A 19,032-nucleotide genomic window follows, 5' to 3' on the forward strand; every position below is an offset into this window, starting at 1 on the left:
GAGGGGGTGGTGTGGAAACCACCTCCTCATCGCTTTTAGAGCGGGGGAAGCAGACCGCCGTCATCGCGGGGCGATACGTCAGTTATTGCGCAGCGACGACCCGTTGCCCTGCTGCGTGCGGTCGAGCTCCACCCAGGCGGATTCCGGCGGCTCTTCGCTGCCGCCGAGCCCGTGCTTGAGCGCATACATCAGCAGGTCCATGCGGTTGATCAGGTTGAGCTTCTGGTAGATGTTGCTCAGGTGGTTGTGCACCGTGTGCTCACTGATGCCCAGGCGCTCGGCGATGCTCATGTACTTCGCCGACGGGTCCTCGACGATGGCGCTGATCAACTCCCGTTCGCGCAGCGTCAGCCTGGCCTGTTTGGCCTGCTCGTGATTGCACCGGAGCGGCACATGCCCGCTGGCGGCATAGCCGGAAAGCCCACCCGCCCAGGCGCGGTCCAGGCCGATATCACGGTGGTGAACATTGACGATGGCCTGGATGATCGACTCGGTCGGGTCTTCCGCCAGGACGATGCCGCGCGCGCCCGCCTCTATCGCCTGGGCAACCGGGACAGCCTCGTACAACCCCTTGAGCACCAGCACCTTCATCTCTGCGCTGCGGGTCAATTCACCCATCACTTCCAGCGGGTCGAGGGCATCGGGAAAGAAGCTGAAGAAGATCACGTCGGGGCTCTGCTGGTCAGCCAGGTCGAGCGCGTAGGTGTAGGTCGTGGCCTGGCCACTGACCTCCATGTGCGGCTTCCTGGCGTTGATCAGGTCGTGCAAGCCGATCAGGACCAGCGGGCGGCAGTCGATCAGCATCACCCGTATCGTTTTTCCGTGGTCAGACATGGCTTTCTGACCCCCTCTGCAAATGGACTCGCGCGCTCCTTTCCATCGGCGTTTTTCTCACCGGGCCACAGCGATTGGAAGAAAGGCGAAAGCGCCGACAGGTTGTGGCAGTACCAGACCCGGAGCTGGCGAATGGGGACTTCTTTGGCGCGGGCGAGGCCTCCACCCATTCGGTCAAGATAGGATTCCCCGGGCCGGGAAGAGCCATCGCGACGGCATGAGTACGAATATCTATCAACAAGTTGCACATGGCGCTGTGCTCCCTGGACCGGTCACCTGAGTCTAGGTCAGCCCGGTCCGCTACCCGCCTGGCCATCCGTCGACCAGCGGTTCGATTTGGCGGCAGACGGTAGCGCCCGCCCTTCCCTTCCCCGCGCGACAAACCTCGTCAGATCAATGAGTTGGATGCGTCTACGGCACGCCTGAGCCATCATCCGGCCGCAACCGGAATCGTCAATTAAACGACGAATGGCTTGGGGAGAATCACCTTAGGCAAAATCTCGTCAAAATCTCGTCAAAACTGACACCTGACAACCCGTAAAGGCGTGCAAAGACGACGGCCGGCAGCACGGTCTCCGTGTTCCGGCCGACGGTAATCGAACAGGGAGGCAGGGGCTGCTGGGCGCGCCGCACCCCTCCTGGGGAAATCAGGGGCGCGAGAAGTCCGTACTGGAACTGCCCGGGCTCAGCCAGCCATTGACGCTCTGCACACTCTCGATCGGCGGCTTGCCCGCCCAGCGATTGAGGGTGAAGACATTGCTGAGAAACTCGTACTGCGTCTTCAGCAGGTCCCGCCGCGCGCGGAACTCATTGCGCACCGCGGCGAGCACATCCACCGCGTTGACCATGCCGTAGCCCAGCGCCTTCTCCGCCGATTCCCGCGACTTGTGCGCGGAAACCAGGGCCAGGCGGTTGGCCTGGATCTTCTCGCCGTTGGAGTTGGCCGTGAGGTAGGCGCTGGTGATCTCCTTGACCACCCGCCGGCGGATTTCCTCTAGCTGCTCCTCGGCCACCAACTGGTCCTGATACAGGCCGCGTACCCGCGCCGAGGTGGAGCCGCCACTGTAGATCGGTACCTGCAGACCGACCCCGGCGACGTAGCTGTCGGTGCGCGGCGCCAGGGAGTTGTTGTAGCCCTCGTTGGTCTGCTGTGCGCTGAGGTTCAGGCTCAGCGTCGGGTAGTGTCCGCCCTTGCCGCTGCGCAGTGCCGCCTCCGCCGCCTCGACGCCACTCTGCCGCGCCTTGAGCGCCGGGTTGAGTGCGATGCCGTCGCGCACCCAGTTCTCCAGGCTACGCTCCATGACCTGCAGGCGCACATCATCACGGACCCGGCTGAGCCGTTCCTTCACCGGCCGCCCGACGATCTCCGCCAACGCTTCGCGGCTGATGATGGCCTGGTTGCGCGCCTCCAGCTCCTGCGCCGCGAGCAGGTCCACCCGCGCCTGCAGGTCGAGCTGGTCGGTCACCAGGGCCAACTGCTTGGCGTACAGGGCATTGACCCGGTCCAGACTCTCCTGGGTGGTACGGCGCTCGGCGATCACCAGCTCCAGTTCGTCTTCGGCCGCCAGCGCGGTGAAGTAACGCCGCGCCAGCTCGACCGTGGCTTCCGCCTGAGCATCCAGCGCCTCATTCTCCGATTGCGCGGCCATGCTCTTGAACTTCTGGTAGTTCTCCCAGGCCGCCTTGTTGTAGAGGTACTGGCGCAGCACCAGGCTGTAGTTCTCGCTGTCGTAGCTCTCGTCGATGAAGTCGTTACGCTGGTGGATCTGGTTGGTTCCGGCGTTGAGCGACAACTGCGGCAGCAACACACCCATGGCCTCGCGCTGGTACTCCTTGCCCGCCTGCGCGTGGGCATAGGAGGCCAGTATCTGTGGGTCCTCCAGCCGCGCCTCGTGGTACAGGTGCAGCAGGTCGGTGGCATCGTCGGCAACACCGACCCCGCTGGATGCCTGCGCCGCTGCCGTTCCCGCCGCCAGCATGAGCGCACCCGCCAGCCAGATGGAAGATGCGTCCATGGTCATTCCTCGATCATCGATTGGGAAAGGGCGTTGCGCGCCGGCTGCATCAGGTACTGCAACAACGTGCGTTGCCCAGTGATGATCAGCACGTCCGCCGGCATGCCCGGCAGCAGCTTGCGCTCGCCCAGCGTGCGGGCCCCTTTTTCCGTGACCCGGACCCGCGTGAGGTAATAGGCGGCATTGGTCTTTTCACTGACCAGGCGGTCCGCCGAGACATTGATGACCTCGCCCTCGATCACCGGCGTGGTCGCACTGTTGAAGGCGCTGAAGCGGATATCGGCGCGCTTGCCGATGGCCACGCGGTCGATATCCACCGGCGGCACCTGGGCCTCGATGACCAGCTCGGACACCGAGGGCACGATATCCAGCAGCGGCGTCGCCGGCCGCACGACGCCTCCGACGGTATGTACCGTCATGCCGATCACCATGCCCGCGTCGGGCGCGCGGATGACGATGCGACCGAGGCGATCCTGCAGCGACGAGCTCTTTTCCCGCAGGTCGTAGATGCGCGTCTGCACCTCGGCCAGTTGCTTGGCGACCTCTGAACTGAAGTCCTTGTCGATCTGCAGGATCTGCAGCTGCGTTTCGTTGATCTGCAGGCGTGTGCGATTGATGCTGGAGCGGTGATCGGCGACTTCCGCGCGGATCATCCCCAGCTTGCGCTGCTGCTCCAGCAGGCGCTGCTTGTCGACGTACCCTTGCTTGAGCAGGTCGGACAGCTCGCCGATCTCGCCGCTGTAGGAGTTCGCCAACTGGACCTTCGCGCCGATCATCGATTGCAGCCCGTCGATCTGCTGGTTCAACTGGCCAATGCGCTCGCGCAGCACCGATATCTGTCCCTGCCGCGAACCCTGGCGGGCGTTGAACACCTGGGTCTCGCTCTGCCGCGCCTCTTCGCCGCGCGGGCTGGCCAGATCGCCGACACCGTCGAAGTCAATCGTCGCCTGGGCGTCGCGCTCGGCCTTCAACCGCGCCTCCATGGCTTCAGCCGCGATCAGTTGACTGCGAGTCATCTCGAACTCAAAGCGCAGCTGGGCATCGTCGAGCACGATCAGCGGATCGTCGCGCCTGACGATATCGCCGTCATGCACCAGCACTTCCTTGACGATGCCGCCTTCGGGATGCTGCACGGTCTTGCGGTAGGCCTGCACCGTCACTACCCCCGGCGCGTAAACGGCACCATCCAGCGGTGCCAACGCAGCCCAGGTGCCGAACAGGCCGAAAGTCACCGTGACGATGACCAACCCCAGGCGGCGGACCTTGACGTCCGAAACCGGCAAATCGGCGAAGCTTTCAATTGGATGACTGGGCATCGACGTCACCCTTGCGGGTATCCACAGGAGCGATGCTGGCGCCGGCCGGCATTGGCCGCTGCTGCACCTGTTGCTGCTGTTTGGCGGTGAGTTCGGCCAGAACCTGGTCGCGGGAACCGTAGAGCGTGACGGTGCCATCGTTCATCAACATCAACCGGTCGAGCTGCGCAACCAGGTTGGTGCGGTGGGTGATGACGAAGACAGTCGCGCCGGTCTGCTTGAGCTGGTGGATGGCCGCTGCCAGGGCTCGATCACCGACGTCGTCGAGATTGGAGTTGGGCTCGTCCAGTACGATCAGCCGCGGGCTGCCGTACAACGCTCGGGCCAGGCCGATGCGTTGGCGCTGCCCGCCGGAGAGCATCAGCCCTTCACTACCGATGACGGTGTCGTAGCCATCGGGCAGCAGCAGGATCATTTCGTGGACGCCGGCAATTTTCGCCGCCTGGATGACCTTCTCCGAATCCACTTCGTTGAATCGGGCAATGTTCTCGCCGACGGTGCCCTCGAACAGCTCAATGTCCTGGGGCAGGTAACCAATGTGCGGGCCGAGGTCATGCTTGTTCCAGGTGCTGATGTCCGCGCCATCCAGCCGGACCACTCCGTGCAGTGGCGGCCAGACGCCCATCAGCGCCCGCACCAGGGTCGACTTGCCCGCCGCGCTCGGCCCGATGATGCCCACCACGCAACCGGCGGGCACGCTGAAGCTGATGTTCTTGATGATCGGCGTCATCGAGCCCGGCGCCGTGACCACCAGGTTTTCTACCTGGATATGTCCCTGGGGCGCCGGCAACGGCATGCGCTCGGGTTGCGCCTGCAGCTTGTCGAGGATGTCGTTGAGCCGGTTGTACTGGGAGCGGGCCGAGATGAAGCCCTTCCAGCTGCCGATGATCAGGTCCAGTGGCGCCAGCGCCCGCCCCAGCAGCACGGCGCCGGCAAACACCATGCCCGGCCCCACCTGGTGATCCACCGCCAGATACGCGCCCAACCCCAATACCAGCGACTGCACCAACAGGCGGAAGGTGCGCGAAAGCGTGCTGATCACCGCGCCCTTGTCGCTGGCCAGTGACTGCAGCAGCAACACGCCACGCTGCCGCGCGCCCCAGCGGTCCATCAGGGTTTCCAGCATGCCCATGGACTCGATGACTTCGGCGTTGCGCAGGTTCTTGGTGGTGTAGAGCGTCGCCGAGATGTGCTCCTTGTTGGCCTGCGCCAGGGCCGGCGCGGTCAGCTTCTCGTTGATGAGCGCGAGCACCAGCAGCAGGATGGCGCTGCCCACCGCCACCCAGCCCAGCCACGGGTGGAAGAGGAACATCACCGCGATATAGATGGGCAGCCAGGGCGCATCGAAGAATGCGAACAGCCCGCTGCCGGCGAGAAACTGGCGCAGGCCGGTCAGGTCGTTGAGCGGCTGCGCCGAGGCGTCCATCCCGCCGCTGTGGAGCGCGCGTTTGAAACTGGCCTTGTAGACCTGGCGGCTGAGCAACACATCCAACCGCGTGCTGACCCGCACCAGAATCCGCGAGCGGACCCATTCCAGGGAGCCGAGCGTGATCACCAGCAGGGTCATGATCAGCGTCAGCATGGTCAACGTGGTCAGGCTGCCGCTGGTGATCACCCGCCCGTACACTTGAAGCATGTAGAAGGTCGGCACCAGCATCAGCGCATTGATGAACAGGCTGAAGAAACCCACGAACAGGAAGCTCTCACGGCAAGCCTGCAGCGCACTTCGAAGGCTTTCTTCGGAGGTATTTCGCATGGAAACCTCTGCTCGAGAGGCCAACCTGAGAGGAGCTTAGATCAACGAAAATGGCGATGTGCGGCCAATGGCCATGCCACTTTCCGCGCCGCGCTACGCCCGTGAAGAACTCGTGAAGAATTCGTCGAACCGATGTTTTACGACTGATGAAGAACCCTCCGCCAAAGGCTCTAGGACGTGCCCCTGAAGCACCGAAGCCTTCGCTCAGGCGCCTCCGGGAAAAATCCGATCACCGGCTAACGGCATCGAATCCCAGCCATGAAAAAAGCCCGCAGCGAGGCGGGCTTTTCAAGCTGGCGTTGCTGCTCGATCAGCGCTCGGAAGCCCCCGACAAACCCCAGGGCTGGCAGCACCTTGGCTGGCAGGCGGCGCGAACAGCCGAACGTGCCGGGTCAGGGTGTCGTCGAAGTCGAAAACCAACAGGAGACAGACTCCGGCCGCACGCTGCAGCCATCGCCCGCCACTCGCGATAGAGCGGCATCGGGAAAGGCGGGTAAGGCGGCCGAAATTTTCACCGCACAAACGAAAACGCCGTCCTGATGGACGGCGTTTCGATTCTGGAGCGGGAAACGAGACTCGAACTCGCGACCCCGACCTTGGCAAGGTCGTGCTCTACCAACTGAGCTATTCCCGCATCAACTTGTTGCAACCTTCAGCTTTCGCCGAAGGGTAACGCCATTTCATCTTTCGTTCACCGCCTCGGCGATGATCGAGAATCTGGAGCGGGAAACGAGACTCGAACTCGCGACCCCGACCTTGGCAAGGTCGTGCTCTACCAACTGAGCTATTCCCGCAATGGCGTCCCCTAGGGGACTCGAACCCCTGTTACCGCCGTGAAAGGGCGGTGTCCTAGGCCACTAGACGAAGGGGACGCGGCCCGGAACTTAACATCTTTCCGACTTCGCCGTTCCGGCAAGTTCTGCGTTTCGCGTCGAAGTGGCGCGCATTCTATGGAGGCTTTGTTAGGTCGTCAACCCTTGAAAGAAATATTTTTTAAATCAAAGACTTCTGAGTAAAAACTGAGCTGCCGCTATCAGCAGTATCACTAAGACATTACACTCGCGGAAAAACATCCGGAGCACTCCACGGTGTCGCCAATCGTCATTACGGTCCTGGTTCTCGTCGGTATCGCCCTGCTGGTCGCCATCGGCTACATCAATTATCTGGTGGAAAACCGCAAGCTGGAGCAGGCGCGCCTGAAGGCCGATCTGTCCGACCGCTGCCGGCGCTGCGCCGATGTTTCCGAATCCCTGCCCGGCCAGTTCATGTCGCCGGCACTGAAGCTGCTGCTCAGCGGCTTCGAGCTGAGCCTCAGCGAGCGACTGCTGGCCGTGGACAAGCAGAACGCCGCGCTGAAGCAGCGCATGGAAGAGCTGCGCGCCCTGGTCGCCAAGGGCGAGTCCATCCCGGTCAAGAACCCGCCGCAACCAATTCTCACCGAGGCCAAGGCCAAGGACGTGCGCTTCCTCTTCGAAGCACTGCACGCCCAGCTCACCCGCTGCGCCCAGGACAACATGCTGCCGCGGGTCGAGGCGCAGAAGTGGGTCAAGGAGATCCGCCACCTGCTCGCCCTTCTTCATATAGAGTTCTTCGGCAACCTCGGCCAGCAGGCGCTGCAGCAAGGCCAACCGCGCCAGGCACGCCTGGCCTTCGAGCGCGGCGTGCAGTACCTGCAGAAGCAACCGGAGATCGGCCGCTACCAGGCGCAGCTCAGGCAGATGGAAGCCCAGCTGGCCCACGCCAACGCCCTGGTGCTGGAAACCTCCCAGCCCGCTGCGGATGAACAGAGCGAACTGGGCGATGGCCTGAAAGCGCTGGACGAAGACGATATCTGGAAGAAGAAGAACCTTTACGACTGATCCGTCGTCGAACCATCACCCCCGGCAACCTTCGCCCCAGGAGCCTTGCATGAGCCTCGTCGTCTTCGGCGCACCGCTGTCCCCCTTCGTTCGCAAAGTCCGCCTGTTCGCGGCCGAGAAAGGCATCGACTACCAGTTGGAGAACGTCAACCCGTTCAACCAGCCGGACTGGTATCGCGAACTCAACCCGCTGCGCCGCGTGCCGGCCATCCGCGACGGTGACCTCACCCTCGCCGACTCCAGCGTCATCTGCCATTACCTGGACGAGCGCGACCCTCAGCGCGCCCCGCTGTGCGGCGAAGGCGCCCAGTCGCGTGCACGCATCAACTGGCTGGAAAAATACGCCGACTACGAGCTGGCTCCGCTGACCACCTTCACCGTGTTCCGCAACCGACTGCTCAAGCCGCTGATGGGCAAGGTCTGCGATGAAGTGGCGGTGAAAGGCGCCATGCAGGAGAAGCTCCCCGAGCACTTCGACTACCTGGAGAAGTGCCTGGGCGAGCAGCAGTGGTTCGTCGATGACCGCTTCAGCCTCGCCGACATCGCCATCGCCTGCCAGTTGGTGAACCTGCGCCACGGCGAGGAAGAGCTGGACGCCCAGCGCTGGCCAAAGCTGGCCGCGCATTTCCAGCGCACCCTGGCGCGCCCTGCCCTCGCCACGATTCTCGAAGGCGAGCTGCAGATCATCGCCAAGATCATGGCCAAGCGCTGATCGGCGTCGGAAACGAAAAAGCCCCGCCTAGGCGGGGCTTTTTCATGGCTACGGGTCAGCAGTCGGAGAGGCGCAGGAAAATCTCCGCCAGACGCTCGATGCCAGCCTGGTCCTCTTCACTGAAGCGGCCGACCTTCGGGCTGTCCAGATCCAGCACGCCGATCAGGCGGCCATCTTTCACCAGCGGTACCACCAGTTCACTGTTCGACGCGCTGTCACAGGCGATATGGCCGGGGAACGCGTGCACGTCCTCGACGCGCTGGGTTTCACGGGTACGTGCCGCGGCGCCGCATACGCCCTTGCTGAAGGGAATACGCACGCAGGCCACCTTGCCCTGGAACGGGCCGAGCACCAGCTCTTCGTTGCGGTTCAGGTAGAAACCGGCCCAGTTCAGGTCCTGCAGCTCGTTGAACAGGAACGCGGAAAACTGCGAGGCGTTGGCAATGAAGTCGCGCTCGTCGGCGAACAGCGACTCCGCCTGGGCGGCCAGCAGCGCATAGCCGCCAAGGCCGGCGCCGGCCTGTTGCAGATCGATCATGGGGTGTCTCCTTCCAGCAATTGTCGGCCCACCCAGTAGCGGGCGAATTGATAGGCACAGCGGCCATTACGGTTGCCGCGCCCGAGCGCCCAGCGGATGGCTTCCTTCTCCAACGCCTCGTCCCAGCTCCAGGCGGCGAGCCCGGACTTCTGCGCGAGCAACTCGACCCAGTGGCGCACCACGCTGAGGAAGTGCTCCTGGGTGAAGGGATAGAAGGACAGCCACAGGCCGAAACGGTCGGACAGGGCGATCTTGTCTTCAACGGCTTCATTGGGGTGCAGCTCGCCGTCGACCATCTTCCAGTTCTCGTTGTCGCTCTGCTTCTCCGAGACCAGATGACGGCGGTTGGAGGTGGCATAAAGCAGCACGTTGTCCGGCGCCTGCTCCAGCGAGCCGTCGAGCACGCTCTTGAGGACGCGAAAATCACCTTCGCCGGCATCGAACGACAGGTCATCGCAGAACAGCACGAAGCGCTGCGGCAAACCCTGGATCTGCTCGACCACGCGCGGCAGGTCAGCCAGATGGTCGCGCTCAATCTCGATCAGGCGCAGCCCTTCGCTCGCCATCTCCGCCAGCAAGGCGCGCACCAGCGAGGATTTGCCGGTGCCACGGGCGCCCCACAGCAACGCGTGGTTGGCCGGCTGGCCGGCCACGAACTGCCGGGTATTGCGCTCCAGCTGCTCGCGCTGCTTGTCGACGCCCAGCAGGTCGTCCAGGCGCAGGTCGAGGCTGACCTTCAGCGGCTGCAGGTAACCGCCGCGGCCGTCGCGGTGCCAGCGCGCCGCCAGGCTGTGCTGCCAGTCCACCGTTTCGCGAACGGCTGGCAGCAAAGGTTCCAGACGCGCCATCAGCGCTTCGGCGCGGGCGAGAAAATCGTTAAGACGGGAATCCACGCGAGTCTCCATATTCTCCGGCTCGGTTCTTCGGGTTCAGAACCGGGAATTTCTTCATCTTCGGACTATCCCGACAGACGGTTCCGATGGGCTATGCTACGCCGCAGGAAAGCTTCTGCGAGGCGACGCTCCGCAACCATGGATATTGCGCTCACACATCGCCTCTCGTTCAAGCAGGCCAGCCTGACGGTGCTGGTGGCGTTCATCCTGGGCACCTTGCTCAGCCTCATCCAGGTAGGCGTCGATTATGCCAGCCAGGACGCCTCCATCAACCGCGAAGTGCGCGCCCTGCTGGACGTCAGCCACAACCCCGCCGCACGTATCGCCTACAACATCGACGCCGAACTCGCCCAGGAACTGGTCGTGGGCCTGCTGCGCTCGCCCGCCGTGATCCGCGCCGAGATCATCGACAACGCAGGCGTACCGCTGGCCAGCGCCGACCGGCCGCCGGCGGAAAGCCACCTGCGCGGCCTGAGTGATTTCCTCTTCGGCCAGCAGCGCACCTACGAGGAGCCACTGTTCGTCGAACACGCCCCGGCCGAGTCCCTCGGCGTGCTGCGCCTGGAAATCGACACCTTCGTCTTCGGCAACGACTTCCTGCGCCGCGCCGGTGTGACCCTCATCTCCGGTTTCGTCCGCAGCCTGATGCTCTCGCTGATCCTGCTGGTGCTTTTCTATGCGCTGCTGACCAAGCCGCTGGTAAGCCTGATCGATGCCCTCTCCCGCCATGACCCGCGCTCGCCCTCGCGCCTGCGCCTGCCCTGCCCCCGCGGTCATGAGCGCGACGAGATCGGCGTATTGGTGGAGGTCACCAACCGCCAGCTCAATCGCATCTCGGTGGAAATGGAACAGCGCCGTGAGGCCGAAGACCGCCTGACCCAGTACCTGGAAGAACTGGAAAGCATCGTTGCCGCGCGCACTGCCGAACTGAAGGCAGCCAACGCGCGCCTGACCCTGTCCAACCAGGAGCTGGAGCAGGCACGCCAGAATGCCCTGGCCATGGCCCAGGCACGCGGCAGCTTCCTGGCCAACATGAGCCACGAAATCCGCACCCCGCTCAACGGGTTGCTGGGCATGCTCGGCCTGGCGCTCGACGGCCCACTCACCGCCGAACAACGCCAGCAGCTATCCATCGCCCACGACTCGGGCAAGGTGCTGGTGGACCTGCTCAACGACGTACTCGACCTCTCCAAGTTCGAGGCTGGCCAACTGGAGCTGGAACAGATCCCTTTCGACCTCGGCACCCTGGTGGAAGACACTGCCAGCCTGCTGTCGCAGAACGCCGGCCCCGCCGTGGAACTCACCTGCCTGATCAGCCCGCAACTGCCGGCACAGTTTTCCGGCGACCCGACGCGAGTGCGCCAGGTGGTCAGCAACCTGCTGTCCAACGCCCTCAAGTTCACTCGCCTGGGCCGTGTGGATGTGCACGTCGAGCCGCTGAGTGCCGAAGCCCGGGATCAAGGTGTGCGCATTAGCGTGCGCGATACCGGTATCGGCGTGGCGCCCGAAGCGCTGCAGAAGATCTTCCAGCCCTTTACCCAGGCCGACGCCGGCATCGCCCGCCAGTACGGCGGCACCGGGCTGGGCCTGGCACTGACGCGCAAGCTCTGCGAGGCGATGCAGGGTGAATTGAGCGTCACCTCCGAGCCGGGCCTGGGCAGCGAATTCATCGTCACCCTGCCGCTGCAGCCCCAGCAGCCGGCACAAGCGCTGGCAAAACTGCACGGCAAGCTCATCGTGCAGTGCGCCGCCAGCAGCGGACTCGCGGCACTGCTGCAGAACTGGCTGCCGGAATGGGGTGTGGATTACCAGCGTCTGGACATCGATGCGAGCCTGGCCGGCGTGGAGCTGGACGCGCTGCTCTCGGACTGCCCGGATTGCCTGATAGGCCTGCGTCGCAACGTCAGCAAACCGGTACTGCTGGTGACGGCTTACGGCAACTTCCTCGAACCCGAACTCACCCAACGCCTCGCGCCGCTGCGGCAACTGGCCCGACCGTTGTCCCGAGCTGTGCTCTACCAGGCGCTGAAACAGGCCTTCGAGCACCAGCCACAGCCTTCGGCGAATGCGCCGGGCGCCGCTCTCCAGGAGCAGTTCTCCGCCCGCGTACTGCTGGTGGAAGACAACCCCGTCAACCAACTGGTCGCCCGCGGCCTGCTACAGAAACTGGGTTGCCAGGTGGACATCGCCATCAACGGCGAAGAGGCGCTGAAGCAGCTCGACGTCGCCGAATTCGACCTGGTGTTGATGGACTGCAACATGCCGGTGATGGACGGCTACCAGGCCACCCGCGCGATCCGCGAGAGCGGCCGCTGGCCAGAGCTGCCGGTGGTCGCCCTGACCGCCAACGCCCTGCCGGAGGAACGCGAGCGCTGCCGCGCTGCCGGCATGGACGATTACCTGGCCAAACCTTTCCATCGCGACGAGTTGGCGGCCATTCTCGAGCGCTGGGCCGGGCAACGCGCCCGCGCCTGAATCAGGCGTCCAGCCTCACCAGTTGCAGCAGCAAACTGTCGAGCTGCTCGCGCAGGCCGTCGGTGACACTCAGGTCGATGCCGCTGCGGCACAGCAGCTCCTCGCGCAGCGGCAACACTTTCTCGCGCAATGCCATCCCCTCCGACGTCAGCCCCAGGTGCACTTCGCGCTCGTCATGCTGCGCCCGGCGGCGCTGCACCAGTCCCAGTTGCTCCAGACGCTTGAGCAGCGGCGTGAGGGTGCCGGAATCGAGCATCAGGCGCTCACCCAGCGCCTTCACCGAAGGCTGCTGCGGCGCCTCGGCCTGCCACTCCCATAGCACCAGCATGGCCAGGTACTGCGGGTAGGTCAGGCCGAGCGCCTCGAGCATCGGCCGGTAGCCTCGGATGACCGCGCGGGACACGGCGTACAGGCGAAAGCACAGCTGATTGTCCAGCTGCAGTTCGGCCGGCAGGGAGACAGCTTCTTTCATCACAGCAGCGCTTCGATCTCAGCGGAGAGTTGCTCAGGCTTGGTGGTCGGGGCGAAACGCTTGATGACCTTGCCATCCTGGCCGATCAGGAACTTGGTGAAGTTCCACTTGATGCCCTGGCTGCCCAGCAGACCGGGGGCGCGCTTCTTCAGTTGCACGTAGAGCGGGTGAGCCTCGGCGCCATTGACGTCGATCTTCTTGAACAGCGGGAAGCTCACGCCGAAGTTCAGCTCGCAGAACTGCGTGATCTCCCCTTCATTGCCCGGCTCCTGCTTGCCGAACTGATTGCAGGGAAAGCCCAGCACCACCAGGCCCTTGTCCTTGTACTGCCGCCAGAGTTTTTCCAGCCCCTTGTACTGCGGGGTGAAGCCGCACTGGCTGGCGGTGTTCACCACCAGCAGGGCCTTGCCGCCGAAGTCGGCGAGGGTCTTCTGTTCGCCCTTGATGGTGGTCACGGGAATGTTCAGCAGTGCGTCGCTCATCGGACATGGCTCCGGGGATAGTGGGAAATAAAAGAATAGTGATCAATCAAATTGCATGCAATTCAATTGGTCACAAATCACCCACTGAATGCCCCGTTATCAGGATTCCCCTGTAGGAGCGAGCTTGCTCGCGAACGGCCTTTCTGGCGGCAATGGTGCTAGGCGGGTTCGCGAGCAAGCTCACTCCTACGAAGAGCCCCAAAAAAGAAAAGCCCGCCGGATGGCGGGCCTTGGGGTCACTCTTTCGGCACCAGTTTCAACGACGCCGAGTTGATGCAGTAACGCAGCCCGGTCGGCCGCGGGCCGTCCGGGAAGACATGGCCCAGATGCGCATCGCACTTGCCGCAGCGCACTTCGATGCGGTGCATGCCGTGGCTGAAGTCTTCCAGCTCCTTGACCACCTCGCCATTCACCGGCTGGAAGTAGCTCGGCCAACCGCTGCCCGAATCGTACTTGGCGTCGGAGTCGAACAGCGCAGTTGCGCAGCACACGCAGTGGTAGATGCCGGGCGTCTTGGTGTCGTGGTATTCGCCGGTGAAGGCACGCTCGGTGCCGCCCAGACGGCAGACATGGAACTGCTCGTCGGTGAGTTCGTCACGCCAGGATTCCAGGGGCTTTTCCAGCTTTTCCATTGATCTGCCTCCATTAATGGAAAAAATGCCCGATGCCTCCTTTTCCGGGAATCGGGCCGCACGTATGATGCGCGTGGTTAACGTCAGGTTCAGAATCTGCCGCACAGAGACATTCTCGCGATAGAAAAGCCTTAAAAGCTCTATTTTTTCGAGAATTCCACTGTTTTCCTGTCGATTTTCAGGGTCGATGCCAGGGAAAAGCACTTCCGAACCGCTCATTTGACGCCAGTCTGTCACCCGCGTTACAGCCTGCCAAGTCGCCGGCCGCGGACTATTTCGGAATCCCAGATCATGCAGGTCACCAAATCGAACAAGCTCGCCAACGTCTGCTACGACATTCGCGGGCCCGTGCTCAAGCACGCCAAACGCCTGGAAGAGGAAGGCCATCGCATCCTCAAGCTGAACATCGGCAACCCGGCGCCGTTCGGTTTCGAGGCACCGGACGAAATCCTCCAGGACGTCATCCGCAACCTGCCGACCGCCCAGGGCTACAGCGACTCCAAGGGCCTGTTCAGCGCGCGCAAGGCAGTGATGCAGTACTACCAGCAGAAGCAGGTGGAAGGCGTCGGCATCGAGGACATCTACCTGGGCAATGGTGTGTCCGAGCTGATCGTCATGGCCCTGCAAGCGCTGCTCAACAACGGTGACGAAGTGCTGATCCCGGCGCCCGACTACCCACTGTGGACCGCCTCGGTCGCCCTCTCCGGCGGCAAGCCGGTGCACTACCTGTGCGACGAGCAGGCCGGCTGGTTCCCCGACGTCGCCGACATGAAGGCGAAGATCACCAGCAACACCAAGGCCCTAGTGCTGATCAACCCGAACAACCCCACCGGCGCGGTTTACTCGAAGGAAGTCCTGCTGGACATCGTCGAACTGGCGCGCCAGCACAACCTGGTGATCTTCTCCGACGAGATCTACGACAAGATCCTCTACGACGAAGCCCAGCACATCTCCACCGCGTCACTGGCGCCGGACGTGCTCTGCCTGACTTTCAACGGCCTGTCCAAGTCCTACCGCGTAGCTGGTTTCCGCTCCGGCTGGATCGCCATTTCCGGCCCCAAGCACAAGGCACAGAGCTACATCGAAGGCCTGGATATCCTGGCGAACATGCGCCTGTGCGCCAACGTACCGAGCCAGCACGCAATCCAGACCGCGCTGGGCGGCTACCAGAGCATCAACGACCTGGTACTGCCGGGCGGGCGCCTGCTGGAACAGCGCAACCGGGCGTGGGAACTGCTCAACGATATTCCCGGCGTCAGCTGCGTCAAACCCATGGGTGCGCTTTACGCGTTCCCGCGCATCGATCCGAAGGTCTGCCCGATCCACAACGACGAGAAATTCGTCCTTGATCTGCTGCTTTCCGAGAAGTTGCTCATTGTTCAGGGCACCGCCTTCAACTGGCCCTGGCCGGATCACTTCAGGGTGGTTACCCTGCCCCGTGTCGATGACCTGGAACAGGCCATCGGACGCATCGGTAACTTCCTGAAAACCTATCGCCAATAAATCATCGCCAGTGAACCCCAGCGCATAAATGGACCTGCAGATCGACGACTTCTACAAGGATGCCGCTTCCGGCCTGCTGACGCTCTACCAGGCCTTCCCGCGCAAGATCGCCCTCTATATCGAGGATCTGATCGGCCGGGAAGAGCCCGACGAATTCGGCCTGCCCAGCACCCGCCACCAGAGTTGCCTGGGTGCATTGCTGTGGCTAGCCGATGAAGGTTATCTGCGCTTTGACGCAACCATTCGTTACGAAGCGCTTGACCAGGCGGTGCTCAGCGAAAAGGCCTTCATGCGCCTGACCCGAGTCATCCCCCACGCCGTGCGCGACAGCGATGAATTGCCGCCCAGCGTGCGCCGCGACCAGGCCACGCTGGCCAACCAGCTGCGCGAAGCACTGGCGAGCCAGCACGGGGAACGCATCGCGCGGCTGACCCGTCTACTCTTCGAGAGCGACCTGGGGCGCCCGTAATTCCGGCAGGCGACACAAGTTGAAATAGTCCCCGAGTTGAATCGCCTGGGGCCCAACCGTATATACCCCGCATACTATTCAGCGATCCCGTGCGCTACTGTGCCCGGCGATCCGGAAAGCCGCGTTCCAAGGCGGTTTTCCCCAATGTCACCGTGAGGAGAAGCTTTACGCCATGATGCGCATCCTGTTGTTCCTGGCCACCAACCTGGCAGTTCTGGTGATCGCCAGCATCACCCTGAAACTGCTCGGCGTGGACCGTTTCACCGGCCAGAATTACGGTAGCCTTCTGATTTTCTGTGCCGTCTTCGGCTTTGCCGGGTCCCTCGTTTCGCTGTTCATCTCCAAGTGGATGGCGAAGATGAGCACCGGCACCGAGATCATCAGCCAGCCGCGCACCCGCCACGAACAGTGGCTGCTGCAGACCGTGGAGGAGCTGTCCCGCGAGGCCGGCATCAAGATGCCGGAAGTGGGTATCTTCCCCGCCTACGAGGCCAACGCCTTCGCCACCGGCTGGAACAAGAACGACGCATTGGTTGCGGTCAGCCAGGGCCTGCTGGAGCGCTTCTCGCCTGAAGAAGTCAAAGCCGTGCTGGCCCACGAGATCGGTCACGTGGCCAATGGCGACATGGTCACCCTGGCATTGATCCAGGGCGTGGTGAACACCTTCGTGATGTTCTTCGCACGCATCTTCGGCAACTTCGTCGACAAGGCGATCCTGAAGAACGAAGACGGTCCTGGCATCGGCTACTTCGTCGCGACCATCTTCGCCGAACTGGTCCTGGGCATCCTCGCCAGCATCATCGTCATGTGGTTCTCGCGCAAACGCGAATACCGTGCGGACGAAGCCGGTGCCCGCCTGGCCAGCACCGGCGCGATGATCGCCGCTCTGCAACGCCTGCGCGCCGAACAGGGCGTGCCGGTGCAGATGCCCGACTCGCTGCAGGCCTTCGGCATCAACGGCAACCTCAAGCATGGCCTCGCCGGCCTGTTCATGAGCCACCCGCCGCTGGAAGACCGCATCGAAGCCCTGCGCGCTGCCGGCCGCTAAGCTTCAAGCGATAAAAAAGGGCGACCCTCGGGTCGCCCTTTTTCATGCCTGCGATTCAGTCACGGCGCAGCGCGAACACCACTTCGTCCAGATGGCTGACGCCACGCTTGAGGAACTTCGGATTGTCCGCCAGCACATCGAGGCGCTCTACCTCCTTCACGTCCCAGTGGCCGGCAAACAACTCGTGCACTTCATCCGCGAGCACGGCGAAGGGTGGACCATCCATCTCGACCTGCGGGTACTCCAGGGTCACAAGCAGCCCGCGTACCTGATCTGGCAGGATGCCTTGCAGGTGCACGGCGTAGTCGGCGCGCAAGTCTGACGGTAGCGCGATCAGCGCTGCACGGTCGTACAGTGCGCTGCACCCGGCCACCTGTTCGGCCGTAACATCGAAGAAATCGCCCTGAAGAATCTCCAGGCGCTCATAGCTGTAGCGGCGCAGTGCGCCCTCTTCGGTGATCCGTGGCGCAACGCCAAGCTCGGCGAAGAAATCGACGGCGGCACGCTCGGCCAGCTCGATACCCAGCACGCGATATCCCCACTGCGCCAGCCAGAGCATGTCCAGGCTCTTGCCACACAACGGCACCAGCACCTGCGACTCCTCGGGCAAGCCCAGGGTCGGCCAGTGCCGCTGCAAGCCGGGGTTCACCGATTGCTGATGGAAGCCTATTTCATTGCGCGCCCAGCGCGACTGCCAGAATTCATGCTGCATACATCACCTGCTCATACACTGCGCAATGCGCGGGGCAACAGCCAGCGCCACCAGGCGCCACGTCGCTCGCGCTCACTATCCCCGGCTTCGAGAATCTTCAGCCGCACCTGGTCGCCGCGAACCCGCTGCACGCAGATTTCGGTGCCGTCCTCGAGGCGGAGACACTCCCCTGGCTCAAGCACAAGAACCTGTTGGTTTTGCTGCATGACTGAATCCGATGTTCGAATAGGAAATTTCCGCAAACTCTACCGTATCGAGCGAATGACATCCCGCGAAACGGCTGCCGACAGGCTGCATGAATCAGTCTGCAATCCAGTTGGCAATTCCATACAATCTCGAACAGCCAGGGAATTGCCTCACAACAAATCGACAAACAAGATCATTAACTTCAAAAACCTATACTGGATTTCGATATTTATGCGGGTGAACATAAGGGCATTCAAGTAGCGAGGTTCGCCATGCTCCCTGCCCTGTTCATCTCCCACGGCTCGCCCATGTTGGCCCTGGACCCCGGCGCCAGTGACGCCCCCCTGAAGCGCCTGGCCCGCGAGCTGCCACGCCCGAAAGCCATCCTGGTGGTCTCCGCCCACTGGGAAACCCCGGACCTGCGCGTCACCGCATCGCCCAAGCCGGACACCTGGCATGATTTCTACGGCTTCCCGCCCGAGCTCTATGCCGTGCAGTACCCCGCCGCCGGATCGCCGGAACTGGCCCAGCGGGTCGTCCAGCTGCTGGCCGCGGACGGCCTGCCTGCCACCCTCGATGCGGAGCGTCCGCTGGACCATGGCGCCTGGGTGCCGCTGAGCCTGATGTACCCGGAGGCCGGTATTCCCGTCGTGCAACTGTCGCTGCCCAGCCGACTTGGCGCACCCATGCAGCAACGCATCGGTCACGCCCTGCGCACATTGCGCAAGGAAGGCATCCTGCTGATCGGCTCGGGCAGCATCACCCACAACCTGGGCGAGCTGGACTGGCACGCCGGCCCTGACGTGATCACCCCCTGGGCCAAGGCCTTCCGCGACTGGATGGTGGAGCGCCTGGAAGCCAATGACGAAGCCGCCCTGCTCGACTACCGTCGGCAGGCACCCCATGCGGTGCGCAACCATCCGCGTGACGAGCACCTGCTGCCGCTGTACTTCGCCCGTGGCGCGGGCGGCTCGGCGATGACGGTGGAGCACGCGGGCTTCACCCTCGGCGCGCTGGGGATGGATATCTATCGCTTCGACTGACAGCCTTCTGCAGGCGCGAGCTGGCTCGCGAATCGCCCGACTTCGACGCTGCCGCGAGAAGTTCGCGAGCGAGCTCGCTCCTACAGG

Annotated in this window: 19 protein-coding genes and 3 tRNA genes; 8 read left to right on the forward strand and 14 right to left on the reverse strand. The window is 63.3% G+C overall.

Annotated features, from left to right (window positions below):
* Positions 1 to 78 precede the first annotated feature (78 nt).
* From ACNFH5_RS18855 to ACNFH5_RS18870, 4 genes are all read right to left on the reverse strand, one after another.
* Positions 79 to 834: a LuxR C-terminal-related transcriptional regulator gene (locus tag ACNFH5_RS18855; RefSeq protein ID WP_416748516.1), complete on the reverse strand. Its 756-nt coding sequence runs from the start codon at positions 832 to 834 to the stop codon at positions 79 to 81.
* 647 nt (positions 835 to 1,481) lie between these two features.
* On the reverse strand, positions 1,482 to 2,849 hold the full coding sequence (locus ACNFH5_RS18860) for a TolC family outer membrane protein (RefSeq protein WP_416748518.1): 1,368 nt from the start codon (positions 2,847 to 2,849) through the stop codon (positions 1,482 to 1,484).
* A gap of 2 nt (positions 2,850 to 2,851) precedes the next feature.
* Positions 2,852 to 4,165 (reverse strand): HlyD family type I secretion periplasmic adaptor subunit, encoded by a 1,314-nt coding sequence (locus ACNFH5_RS18865; protein WP_416748520.1) that lies wholly within the window; start codon positions 4,163 to 4,165, stop codon positions 2,852 to 2,854.
* The gene (locus ACNFH5_RS18870) at positions 4,146 to 5,921 is read right to left on the reverse strand and encodes a type I secretion system permease/ATPase (protein WP_416748522.1); all 1,776 of its coding nucleotides are present in this window, start codon (positions 5,919 to 5,921) and stop codon (positions 4,146 to 4,148) included. Before ACNFH5_RS18870 ends, ACNFH5_RS18865 begins: the two co-directional genes overlap by 20 nt.
* Before the next feature lie 258 nt (positions 5,922 to 6,179).
* On the opposite strand from ACNFH5_RS18870, the gene ACNFH5_RS18875 reads away from it, so the two are divergent.
* On the forward strand, positions 6,180 to 6,461 hold the full coding sequence (locus ACNFH5_RS18875; protein ID WP_416748524.1) for a hypothetical protein: 282 nt from the start codon (positions 6,180 to 6,182) through the stop codon (positions 6,459 to 6,461).
* An 18-nt stretch (positions 6,462 to 6,479) separates the two neighbouring features.
* Here ACNFH5_RS18875 and ACNFH5_RS18880 read toward each other — a convergent pair.
* The 3 genes from ACNFH5_RS18880 to ACNFH5_RS18890 form a co-directional block, all read right to left on the reverse strand.
* Positions 6,480 to 6,555, reverse strand: a tRNA-Gly gene (locus ACNFH5_RS18880).
* A gap of 84 nt (positions 6,556 to 6,639) precedes the next feature.
* Positions 6,640 to 6,715, reverse strand: a tRNA-Gly gene (locus tag ACNFH5_RS18885).
* A gap of 2 nt (positions 6,716 to 6,717) precedes the next feature.
* Positions 6,718 to 6,793 (reverse strand) — tRNA-Glu (locus ACNFH5_RS18890).
* Positions 6,794 to 7,009: 216 nt separating this feature from the next.
* Between ACNFH5_RS18890 and ACNFH5_RS18895 the strand changes: the two genes are divergently transcribed.
* Together ACNFH5_RS18895 and ACNFH5_RS18900 are read left to right on the forward strand one after the other, a co-directional pair.
* Positions 7,010 to 7,780, forward strand: coding sequence for a hypothetical protein (locus ACNFH5_RS18895; protein ID WP_416748526.1), 771 nt, complete (start codon positions 7,010 to 7,012; stop codon positions 7,778 to 7,780).
* 49 nt (positions 7,781 to 7,829) lie between these two features.
* Positions 7,830 to 8,492, forward strand: a complete 663-nt coding sequence (locus tag ACNFH5_RS18900; protein WP_416748527.1) for a glutathione S-transferase family protein — start codon at positions 7,830 to 7,832, stop codon at positions 8,490 to 8,492.
* 55 nt (positions 8,493 to 8,547) lie between these two features.
* Here ACNFH5_RS18900 and ACNFH5_RS18905 read toward each other — a convergent pair whose 3' ends face one another.
* Together ACNFH5_RS18905 and ACNFH5_RS18910 are read right to left on the reverse strand one after the other, a co-directional pair.
* Positions 8,548 to 9,030 carry a GAF domain-containing protein gene (locus ACNFH5_RS18905; RefSeq protein WP_416748529.1) on the reverse strand — a complete coding sequence of 161 codons (483 nt, stop codon included), beginning with the start codon at positions 9,028 to 9,030 and terminating at the stop codon, positions 8,548 to 8,550.
* A complete protein-coding gene (locus ACNFH5_RS18910) occupies positions 9,027 to 9,923 on the reverse strand; it encodes an ATP-binding protein (protein ID WP_416748531.1) in 897 nt (298 codons plus the stop codon). The genes ACNFH5_RS18905 and ACNFH5_RS18910 overlap by 4 nt, the downstream gene beginning before the upstream one ends.
* A 93-nt stretch (positions 9,924 to 10,016) precedes the next feature.
* On the opposite strand from ACNFH5_RS18910, the gene ACNFH5_RS18915 reads away from it, so the two are divergent.
* Complete coding sequence (locus ACNFH5_RS18915) at positions 10,017 to 12,398, forward strand: ATP-binding protein (RefSeq protein ID WP_416748533.1); 2,382 nt, start codon at positions 10,017 to 10,019, stop codon at positions 12,396 to 12,398.
* Position 12,399: 1 nt separating this feature from the next.
* Here the strand turns inward: ACNFH5_RS18915 and ACNFH5_RS18920 are convergent, their stop codons facing one another.
* The 3 genes from ACNFH5_RS18920 to msrB form a co-directional block, all read right to left on the reverse strand.
* Positions 12,400 to 12,870: a MarR family winged helix-turn-helix transcriptional regulator gene (locus ACNFH5_RS18920; protein WP_416748535.1), complete on the reverse strand. Its 471-nt coding sequence runs from the start codon at positions 12,868 to 12,870 to the stop codon at positions 12,400 to 12,402.
* On the reverse strand, positions 12,870 to 13,352 hold the full coding sequence (locus ACNFH5_RS18925; protein ID WP_017516977.1) for a glutathione peroxidase: 483 nt from the start codon (positions 13,350 to 13,352) through the stop codon (positions 12,870 to 12,872). Before ACNFH5_RS18925 ends, ACNFH5_RS18920 begins: the two co-directional genes overlap by 1 nt.
* Before the next feature lie 236 nt (positions 13,353 to 13,588).
* The gene (msrB, locus tag ACNFH5_RS18930; protein WP_416748537.1) at positions 13,589 to 13,984 is read right to left on the reverse strand and encodes a peptide-methionine (R)-S-oxide reductase MsrB; all 396 of its coding nucleotides are present in this window, start codon (positions 13,982 to 13,984) and stop codon (positions 13,589 to 13,591) included.
* 291 nt (positions 13,985 to 14,275) lie between these two features.
* Between msrB and ACNFH5_RS18935 the strand changes: the two genes are divergently transcribed.
* From ACNFH5_RS18935 to htpX, 3 genes are all read left to right on the forward strand, one after another.
* Complete coding sequence (locus ACNFH5_RS18935) at positions 14,276 to 15,487, forward strand: pyridoxal phosphate-dependent aminotransferase (protein WP_416748539.1); 1,212 nt, start codon at positions 14,276 to 14,278, stop codon at positions 15,485 to 15,487.
* A gap of 28 nt (positions 15,488 to 15,515) precedes the next feature.
* Positions 15,516 to 15,956, forward strand: a complete 441-nt coding sequence (locus ACNFH5_RS18940) for a hypothetical protein (RefSeq protein ID WP_416748541.1) — start codon at positions 15,516 to 15,518, stop codon at positions 15,954 to 15,956.
* Positions 15,957 to 16,128: 172 nt separating this feature from the next.
* Positions 16,129 to 17,004, forward strand: coding sequence for a protease HtpX (gene htpX / locus ACNFH5_RS18945; RefSeq protein WP_416748543.1), 876 nt, complete (start codon positions 16,129 to 16,131; stop codon positions 17,002 to 17,004).
* A 55-nt stretch (positions 17,005 to 17,059) separates the two neighbouring features.
* Here htpX and ACNFH5_RS18950 read toward each other — a convergent pair whose 3' ends face one another.
* Together ACNFH5_RS18950 and ACNFH5_RS18955 are read right to left on the reverse strand one after the other, a co-directional pair.
* Positions 17,060 to 17,716, reverse strand: coding sequence for a thiopurine S-methyltransferase (locus ACNFH5_RS18950; RefSeq protein WP_416748545.1), 657 nt, complete (start codon positions 17,714 to 17,716; stop codon positions 17,060 to 17,062).
* Positions 17,717 to 17,727: 11 nt separating this feature from the next.
* Positions 17,728 to 17,922, reverse strand: coding sequence for a hypothetical protein (locus ACNFH5_RS18955; RefSeq protein WP_416748547.1), 195 nt, complete (start codon positions 17,920 to 17,922; stop codon positions 17,728 to 17,730).
* Positions 17,923 to 18,174: 252 nt separating this feature from the next.
* Between ACNFH5_RS18955 and ACNFH5_RS18960 the strand changes: the two genes are divergently transcribed.
* Positions 18,175 to 18,945 carry a DODA-type extradiol aromatic ring-opening family dioxygenase gene (locus ACNFH5_RS18960; protein WP_416748549.1) on the forward strand — a complete coding sequence of 257 codons (771 nt, stop codon included), beginning with the start codon at positions 18,175 to 18,177 and terminating at the stop codon, positions 18,943 to 18,945.
* Positions 18,946 to 19,032 lie beyond the last annotated feature (87 nt).

This window comes from Pseudomonas sp. NY15435 (assembly GCF_048068295.1).
Classification (GTDB): Bacteria; Pseudomonadota; Gammaproteobacteria; order Pseudomonadales; family Pseudomonadaceae; genus Pseudomonas.